At 74.5% G+C, this 7,081-nt stretch carries 7 protein-coding genes; 4 read left to right on the plus strand and 3 right to left on the minus strand.

The features are described from left to right. A partial coding sequence (locus ACFVIM_RS30605) for a YoaK family protein (protein WP_384308201.1) occupies positions 1-739 on the minus strand: 739 nt, incomplete at its 3' end. 160 nt (positions 740-899) lie between these two features. Between ACFVIM_RS30605 and ACFVIM_RS30610 the strand changes: the two genes are divergently transcribed. The 4 genes from ACFVIM_RS30610 to ACFVIM_RS30625 all read left to right on the plus strand — a co-directional run bounded on the left by ACFVIM_RS30610 (position 900) and on the right by ACFVIM_RS30625 (position 4,981). Continuing rightward, positions 900-1,394 carry a RidA family protein gene (locus tag ACFVIM_RS30610; RefSeq protein ID WP_384308204.1) on the plus strand — a complete coding sequence of 165 codons (495 nt, stop codon included), beginning with the start codon at positions 900-902 and terminating at the stop codon, positions 1,392-1,394. A gap of 46 nt (positions 1,395-1,440) precedes the next feature. Next, entirely contained in the window at positions 1,441-2,268 is an 828-nt protein-coding gene (locus ACFVIM_RS30615) for a FadR/GntR family transcriptional regulator (protein WP_384308207.1), read from the plus strand. Between the two features lie 212 nt (positions 2,269-2,480). Then, positions 2,481-4,136 (plus strand): gamma-glutamyltransferase family protein, encoded by a 1,656-nt coding sequence (locus ACFVIM_RS30620; protein WP_384308210.1) that lies wholly within the window; start codon positions 2,481-2,483, stop codon positions 4,134-4,136. A gap of 374 nt (positions 4,137-4,510) precedes the next feature. After that, the gene (locus ACFVIM_RS30625; RefSeq protein ID WP_384308213.1) at positions 4,511-4,981 is read left to right on the plus strand and encodes a DIP1984 family protein; all 471 of its coding nucleotides are present in this window, start codon (positions 4,511-4,513) and stop codon (positions 4,979-4,981) included. Between the two features lie 308 nt (positions 4,982-5,289). Here ACFVIM_RS30625 and ACFVIM_RS30630 read toward each other — a convergent pair whose 3' ends face one another. Together ACFVIM_RS30630 and ACFVIM_RS30635 are read right to left on the minus strand one after the other, a co-directional pair. Further along, entirely contained in the window at positions 5,290-5,844 is a 555-nt protein-coding gene (locus ACFVIM_RS30630) for a YbaK/EbsC family protein (protein WP_384308216.1), read from the minus strand. Between the two features lie 162 nt (positions 5,845-6,006). Further along, positions 6,007-7,081 (minus strand): VWA domain-containing protein (locus ACFVIM_RS30635; protein WP_384308219.1); only part of this gene is annotated, 1,075 nt, incomplete at its 5' end.

Below are 7,081 nucleotides of genomic sequence, written 5' to 3' on the forward strand. Positions count from 1 at the left end.
CCACCGAGGTCAGGGTCCCCGTGACGAAGGTGGTGGTGATACCGCCGAGCGCGACGCGCCGCGCGCACGCCGTCTGCACCCCCATCGCCAGCGCCGACAGGCTGACCAGGCCCACGTCCGCGACCCCTCCCGGGCGGCCGTCCACGGCCGCCCAGCCGGCCAGGAAGGCGAGCTGGCAGCCCAGGCTCACGGCCAGGGCGGCTGTGATCCGGCGCGGCCACACCGCCCCCGCGGGCAGGTCGCGGGTGATCAGGAAGGCCAGTACGAGCCCGGCGGTGAAGGCGACCGTCGCGGCCGCCGCGCGCGCCACGTGCAGATCCACGCCGTGGGAGCCCGCGATACCGAGCAGGACGAGATTGCCGGTCATGTTGGCGGTGAAGACCCCGCCGAGGCCCAGATACGCGACGGCGTCGGTGGCTCCGGCCGCGACGGTCAGCAGGAGGGGGAGGGTGTCGGCGAGGCGATGCCGGGGCGTGCGGGCGGTGTGCCGCGCTGTGCCTGTGCCTGTGCCTGTGCCTGTGCCGGAGTCGGATCCGGAGCCGGTGTTTGTGCCTGCGCCCGGGGCCGGGTCCGGGGCCGGGTCCGTGTCCCGGCGCGCCGCCGTGGGCCGTGCCACGGAGGAGGCCGCGGCCGCCGTGGTGGAGGGTCCGTCGCTGTCGCCGCCGTGAGGGTCCGCCGGCGCCGGACGGGCGTGGTCATCCGGGTCCTCGGGACGGTCGGCTGGCTGATTTCGCATCATGCCGTTTCCTCGGAAGCTGTGGCCGGGCAGTGGGGGCGTGCCGACGGCCAGGGGTTGACATGGGGGAAAACGTGCCCAAACAATAAACCCACTTGGTCGGACCATCTGACTATCTTGGCCCACCGGCAGGGCCACACCGACACTCGAAGGCACGATCTCCATGGCTCAAAACGATCCCGAGACCCGCGTCCGCGAACTGGGACTCGTCATCCCCGACTTCTCCGCCCGGCCCTACTACGGCGCCGAGTACGGCTCGATGAAGCCCCACCACATCAGCGGCAATCTGCTCTTCCTGGGCGGCCACACCGCCGACGACGCCGACGGCAACGTCCGCCACCCCGGACGCCTCGGCGCCGATGTGACCATCGAGCAGGGGTACGAGGCGGCCCGGCTCACCGCGCTGAACTGCCTGGGCGGCATCCGCTACGCCCTCGGCTCCCTGAACCGGGTGCACTCCCTTGTACGCTCACTGTGTTTCGTCGTCAGCACCCCGGAGTTCGAGGACGTGCACAAGGTGTCCTCGGGCGCGACGGACCTCTTCCGGGACGTCTTCGGGCCGGAGGCGGGACTCGGCGGTCGCGCCACCATCGGCGTGATGAGCCTGGCCCGCCGCAGTTGCTTCGAGAACTGGCTCACAGTCGAGATCGACGACTGACCGCGCCGCGCCATGGCCGCCGCGTACCGCCCCCGGACGCGCGGCCGTGGCCCCGGCACCGACCACCGCCCACCACCACGGCGGCGCCCGCCCGGCGCCGCGCGGCCCCGACCGGAAAGGCCCCTTGGTGCCCGTCGACTGGACCCTCATCGCTCCCGAGGCCGCCCTCGGCCCCGACCGGCTCGCCGGACGTCTCCAGGGACTCATCGAGGACGGGCGGCTGCCGCCGGGCTCGCGCATCCCGTCCGAGCGCGAACTCGCCGAGCGACTGCGTATCTCCCGGGCGTCGGTACGCGAGGCGCTGCGGGAACTCGAACTCCGCGGGCTCGTCAACCGCAAGCCCGGCCGGGGCACCATCGTCACCGGCGCCGACCGGCCCGATCTCCACGCCCGTCAGCTCGGCGACATGGACGACGCGGCCCGGCTGGTGCACGAGGTCATGGACCTGCGCTCGGCCGTGGAGCCGCCGGTCGCCGCGCGGGCCGCGGTCCGCGCCACCGACGGCGACCTCCAGCACCTCGCCGATCTCCTCTCCCGGGCGGAGGCGGAGCGGGCCCGGGACAACCTCACCGCCCTCATCGAACTCGACGGCGCCTTCCATGTCGCCGTGGCGAAGGCGGCCCACAACCCCATGCTCACCCGGCTCCTCGAAGCCACCAACGAGTGGGTCGGACCCTCCCGGGGGCCCCAGTACCAGTCCACCGAACGCCTTGTCACCTCGCTGCGCGCACACCGCCGTATCCTCGCGGCGCTCATCAGCCATGACAGCGAGGCGGCGGCGCAGGCGATGGCCGACCACCTCACCGAGGTGCAGGGCATGATCATCGGCACACTGGAACTGGGCGGCCCCGACGGCGCGGGTCCGGTGGCCTGAGGCACGGCGCCGGCGGCCGCGGCCGGGTGGTGGCCGTTGGTCGTTGGTCGTGGTCCGGGACCGGCCCCGGACCACCCCACCCCGCTCGTCTCGCCGCCGGGGTGCCCGGCCCCGGCGCCCCGCCCCAGCGCCTGGCCGAACCGCCTTCGCCCGCTCCCCCCGTACCTCCCCACGCCTTCCGCCCGTCACCACCCCTCCAGGAAGCCACCCTCATGCCCGTCGCACCTCCTTCCCCTACCCCCTCGGCGTCCTCCGGCGGACCCGGCCCCGCGTCCTACGGTCTGGCCGCCCCGCACACCCTGGCGACCGACGCGGGGGCCGCCGTCCGGCGGGCGGGCGGCAACGCCGTGGACGCGGCGCTCGCCGCCGCCATCGCCCTCACCGTCGTCTATCCGCACCAGTGCGCCGTCGGCGGCGATCTCATCGCCCTCGTGGCACTGCCGGACGGGCGCGTCGTCTCCGTCAACGGCAGCGGCGCCGCCGCCGCGGCGGCCGACCCCACGGCCGTGTCCGGGCCGCGCATGCCGGTGACCGGGCCGCTCACCGTGACCGTTCCCGGGATGGTCGCGGGCTGGGCCACCCTGCACCGGCTCGCCGGACGGCTGCCCTGGGAGCGCCTGTTCGCCGAGGCCGTCGCGTACGCCCGTGACGGTGTGCCGACCGCGCCCGGAGTCGCCACCGCACTGCGCGCCGAGGCCGCGCTGCTGACGCACGACCCGGGGATGCGGGAGGTGTTCTTCCCCGGCGGTGCGCCGCTGGCCGAAGGCGCTCCGCTACGCCAGCCCGCGCTCGCCGACACACTGGAGCGCCTCGCCGCCGAGGGAGCCGCCGCCCTCTACGAAGGGGGACTGGGCGCCCGGCTGACCGCGTCCCTGCGCGCCCTGGGCTCCCCGCTCACCCGCGACGACCTCGCCCGGCACACCACCGAGACCGGCGCGCCGCTCACGGCCCATTTCCGGGGCGAGGAGTATCTGACCGCGCCGCCCAACTCCCAGGGTCTGCATCTGCTCCAGGCCCTGGGGATCGTGGAACGGCTCCCGGCCGATGCCGACCTGCTCGGCGCCGACGCCGATCTGACCGCCCGGGTCTTCGACGCGATCACCCGCGACCGTGACCGCTATCTGGCGGACCCGCGCCACGCGGACGTCCCCGTCGCGGAGCTGCTGGGCGCCGCGCGTCTGGACCGCCTCGCCGACGACATACGCGGCACGCCGTACGGGGACGGGCCGACGTCACAGCGGAACGGGTCCGCGCCGCCCGGTGCCGCCCGGCGGAACGAGGCCGCGCGGCCCAGCGGGGACACGGTCGCCGTGGTCGCGGCGGACGCCGAGGGGTACGCGGTGTCCCTGATCCAGAGCCTGTTCCACAGCTTCGGGTCCGGCATCCTCGACCCGGCGACCGGGGTCATCCTGCACAACCGGGGCTCCTTCTTCGATCTCGCCCCGGGCGCCCCGAACCGGCTGGCGGGCGGCAAGCGCCCGGCCCACACCCTGATGCCGGTCCTGACCCGGCGCGACGGCGAGGTGACCGGCGCCCACGGCACGATGGGCGGCAAGGCCCAGCCGCAGATCCACACCCAGCTCGCCCTGCGGATCGCCGCCGGGGACGGTCCGGCCGAGGCGCTGGGGCGGCCCCGCTGGGTCATCGGCGGACTCGGGGTGGACGAACCGGCGCGGGTCGCGTCGGTGGAGGGCGCGGTGGCGCCACGGGCGGCCGAGGCGCTGGCCCGGGGCGGCTACCGGGTGGAGGTCTGCGCCGAGCGCGACGAGCAGGTCGGCCATGGCCAGCTCGTCCGCCGCGGCCCGTCGGGCACCGGCTTCGTGGCGGGTACGGACCCGCGCAGTGATGGATCGGTGAGCGTGGCCTGACACCCGCGCGCCGGGCCGAGCGGGATCCCCGCGGCCTGAGGCTCTCCCGATACCCTCCCGCTGGGGGCGCGGGAACGGGTGGGGGACTCTCCCTCTCTCTCCCCCTGCGCCTAGCGGCGCGGGAGGTGCCCCCACCTGCGTCTGGCGGCGCGGGAGGTGCCCCCACCTGCGTCTGGCGGCGCGGGAGGTGCCCCCACCTGCGTCTGGCGGCGCGGGAGGTGCCCCCACCTGCGCCCCGCCTCGCGGGAGGTGCCCCCGCGGGGCGGGGCGGCGCGGGCCGCGGGGGCGGTCGGAGGGAACGTTAATTCGGTGGGCCGCGGTCTCCCCTGATTCCTACACTCGTACGAGAGGGACGAGGAACGGGGGGACCTTCCATGAAGCTCGCCGAGGCACTGGCGGAACGAGCCGACGCGACACGCCGCGTCGAGCGGCTGCGCGCACGCGTGGTCGACAACGCGCGCTTCCAGGAGGGTGAGACACCCGCCGAGGACGCGGGCCGGCTCCTGGCGGAGGCGGATGAGGTGCTCGACACCCTGGAACGGGTGATCAGGCGGATCAACAAGACCAACGCCGCCACCGACATGGGTACGGACGGCACCCTGACCGACGCGCTCGCGCGCCGTGACGTCCTGCGGCTGCGCCACGCGGTCATCACGGCCGCCGCGGACGCCGCCGCGGGCACCGGGGAGCGGGGCTACGGCCGCCAGCTGCGCTCCGAGCTGATGGTGCTCGCCGCGCTGCCGGTCGCACGGCTGCGGGAGCGCGCGGATGTGCTCGCCCGGGAGATCCGGGAGATCGATGTACGGATCCAGCGCCGCAATTGGGAGGTGGACCTGCTGGACTGAGTCGGCGCGGGAGCGCGATGGGGAGCGGGTAGTCGTCATGGAGGCGCGCACACACCGAGGGCCGGCGGTTCTCCGGCCCACTTGTGGCGCGTGGAGAGCAGCGCTGGGGTTCGATTCCCCGACACACAACGCAGCTCAGCACCGCGTACACGAGACCGTGCACGGATCACGGATCACCACCATGTGCGGATCCACGACGGCGAGGGCGGGTTCGGGGTCCCCCATCACCTCGCACAGGGCGAAGCGGGCGTCGACGCGCCACGCCTCATGGCGCCATGGCCACCAGCCGTGCGCGGGACGGGACCGGTTCAGGCGCCCAGACCCTCGACGACCTCCGCGCCGGGCAGCGCCGCGAGCGCCTTGCCGGGCAGGATCAGCTTGCCGCGCCTGCGTCCGCTGCCGATGAGGACCCAGGGGAGGTCGACCACCGACGCGTCGAGCAACAGGGGCCAGTCGGCGGGGAGTCCGACCGGGGTGATGCCGCCGTACTCCATGCCGGTGTGTCCGGTCGCGGTCTCCATCGGCGCGAAGGACGCCTTGCGCGCGCCGAGGTGTCTGCGGACCACGCCGTTGACGTCGACCCGGGTACGGGAGAGGACGACACACGCGGCGAAGCTCGTCTCCCCGCCCCGCTTGGCCGCCACGACCACACAGTTGGCGGACGCCGCCAGCAGCGCGGCGCCGTGGTGGGCGACGAAGGCGGCGGTGTCCGCGATCTCCGGATCGGTGTCCACGAAGATCAGCTCGTCGGGCTGGATATCGCCGACGCGGGCGCGGACGGCGTCCGCGACGGGAGGTGTCAGCAGGTCGAGACGGTCGAGGGCGGGCCGGGCGTCGTCGAAGTCACCAAGGGGAGCGCGCATGCCCCCACGCTAACAGCACGGCCTCATACGGCACATGAGGCTCAAACGGCCCTGCGCGGTCACGGTGAACAACCGTGTGTGCGGAGGGTGGTGGTCCGGTCGCGGCCGGAGCCGGGCTCCCACCGGGTCCGGCCGCCGAGGGCACGGTGACGGCTGTGGGCGTCAGATGACCCGGAAGAGGTCGGCGGCGGCCCGTACGTCGGTGAGGTCTTCGATGGAGCGCAGATTGTCACAGAGGGCGTCCAGCACCGACCCGGTGCCGGCGGCGGCCGGGGTGCCGATGGCGACGCCGAAGACCCGGAAGCCCAGCCGGTGCCGGGACTCGTTCCAGCCGCGCGTCCACTCCTCGGTGACCTCGCACTCGTCATCCGTGATCATCACGATGTCCCCACGGGCACGGGCGGTGTCGTTGAACTCCCGTGCCAGCAGGTCGCCCGCCGCCGTCAGCGGTGTCTGATAGCTGGTGCCGCCGCCGAGGAAGAACTCGGCGAAGTCGAGCACCTGGGCGATGGCGGCGGGCCGGTCCGCCGGGAAACGGAAGACGCGGAGCCGGTCGGCGGAGGAGAACAGGATCCCGACGAAATCACGCCGGGCCTCCCGGGCCTGGTCCAGCAGCGCCAGTGCGCACGCCTTGGCCCAGGCCTCCCGGGTGACTCCGCCCGGCCCCGCCGCGTACATGGAGTGCGAGGTGTCCACGCACGCGATGATGGCGCCCCGGCCGGTGGGCCGCTCGCCCTGGCTGTCGTAGAGCATCAGCTCCCCGGCGGCGTAGCGCGCGGCGAACACCGCCCGCAGCTCGGGCAGACCGAGATGGGCCAGCTCGGACGGGACGACACGGGAGAGGTCGTCGCCGAGCGTGACGCCGACCAGCTCCCCGGTGGTGTTCTCCACCCTGCGGGCACGCTCTCCGCTGGCCATCTGACGGAAGCGGCCGATCAGTTCGGCCCATCGGGCGAGACGGCCGGTGCGCAGCCGTTCGGCGAGGCGGGCGCGCTCGTCGAACGCCATCCGCTCCAGCTCGCCGGAGCCCACTCCCCACGCCCGCATCAGCGCCGCCTCCTCCCGAGCGGCTCCGGCGGCCCGCGCCGCGCTGTTCCGTACGGCGGTACGCAGGCCGGGTGCCGCCGCCTCGGCGGCATCCGCGACGTCTCGGGCCGCCCGGGCCGTGGCGGCGTCCGCGGCCTCGATCGCGCGGTCCACGGAGTCGGCGTCCGGTGCGGGCACGGCGCCCTCCCCG

It is taken from the genome of Streptomyces sp. NPDC057638, from assembly GCF_042800315.1.
In the GTDB taxonomy this organism is placed as follows: Bacteria; Actinomycetota; Actinomycetes; order Streptomycetales; family Streptomycetaceae; genus Streptomyces.

What these genes read in the sequence shown, in the direction of transcription:
- ACFVIM_RS30610 (WP_384308204.1), top strand. Translation starts at nt 900, where the DNA reads ATGGCTCAAAACGATCCCGAGACCCGCGTCCGCGAACTGGGACTCGTC.
- ACFVIM_RS30620 (WP_384308210.1), top strand. Translation starts at nt 2,481, where the DNA reads ATGCCCGTCGCACCTCCTTCCCCTACCCCCTCGGCGTCCTCCGGCGGA.
- ACFVIM_RS30625 (WP_384308213.1), top strand. Translation starts at nt 4,511, where the DNA reads ATGAAGCTCGCCGAGGCACTGGCGGAACGAGCCGACGCGACACGCCGC.
- ACFVIM_RS30630 (WP_384308216.1), bottom strand. Translation starts at nt 5,844, where the DNA reads ATGCGCGCTCCCCTTGGTGACTTCGACGACGCCCGGCCCGCCCTCGAC.